This is a genomic window from Nocardioides sp. (assembly GCF_035429765.1).
GTDB lineage: Bacteria > Actinomycetota > Actinomycetes > Propionibacteriales > Nocardioidaceae > Nocardioides.
The window spans coordinates 13,261-14,298 of sequence record NZ_DAOMFK010000010.1 but is presented as its reverse complement, the minus strand read 5'-3'; the positions used below and the strand labels follow the sequence as shown (position 1 = coordinate 14,298).

1 protein-coding gene is annotated in these 1,038 nt (G+C 70.3%); it reads left to right on the top strand.

Annotation, left to right across the window (positions count from 1 at the left end; all coding sequences use genetic code 11):
* The first annotated feature begins 254 nt into the window (after positions 1-254).
* Positions 255-974: a hypothetical protein gene (locus PLP61_RS02185; protein WP_324499926.1), complete on the top strand. Its 720-nt coding sequence runs from the start codon at positions 255-257 to the stop codon at positions 972-974.
* Positions 975-1,038: the final 64 nt, after the last annotated feature.

The window sequence follows — 1,038 nt, the reverse complement described above, 5'->3', positions numbered from 1 at the left end:
GCCGGAGGGGACAGGTCGTAGCGAGGGACGAGCGGAGACCTGGAGCCGACCAGACCGGGGCGAGTGCTGGTCGCGATCCACTGTTGTGGTCACCAGCCCCCAGGTACGATCTCCGGAGCAGGGAGCGGGTGGTTCGGGACGCCGCGCGACGGGGATCACGACGGGTGAGGGTGTGGTGGCGCGTGCGGGGGATCCACGGGCGGGTAGATCCGCCTCGTAAGTTCTCGTTTGGCCTGAGGGTCCTGGCGGCCAGTGTGGCAGGCGCGACCGTGCTCGCCCTGGCGCCTGCCGCCTCGGCCACCGACTACGGCGCGTCCCTCTCCCCGCAGGCGCCTGCGGACGAGGCGCGCTGGCTGAGCCGGTCCACCGTGGCCCGCGTGTTCGACACCGGCACGCTCGACACGTGGGACTCCTACCCTCCCTTGCAGCGTGCCTACGACGCGGGCATCCGCAAGTTCGTGATCTCGTGGAAGGGGACCACGGGCGCCGAGATCCGCACCTTCGCGGCCACCATCCCCGCTGACGCGACGGTGTTCGGCACCTGGTGGCACGAGCCGGAGAACGACATCGCCACGGGGGAGTTCACCCTGCGCTACTGGAAGCGCACCATGGTCCGGCTCTGCGGCGTGATGCGCAGGAACGGCATCATTCCGATCCGGGTGCTGATGGCCTGGAGCCTGTTCCCCCAGTCCGGTCGCAACATCCGGTCCTACGACCTGCCCAAGGGCACCATCGCGATCGCGGCCTTCGACGGCCACGTCTACGACAAGATGCCGCGCAACGTGGCGCGCCACCTGCTCGAGGAGAAGCGCCGGAACAAGCTGCCGCTCGCGATGGCCGAGACCTCGGGCCCGGCCAAGCGGATCCGGACGCTGCGCCACCTGCTCGACGGCAAGATGCGGTGGGCCACCTACCTGACCCGTGACGGCATGACCGTGCGCCAGGCCAACGCCTGGTTCGGCCGGCCGGGCTGAGGCACCGGAGTCAGCGCACCACGACCTTGAGCACCGCGCTGGCGTTGCCCACGTGCGGCACGGT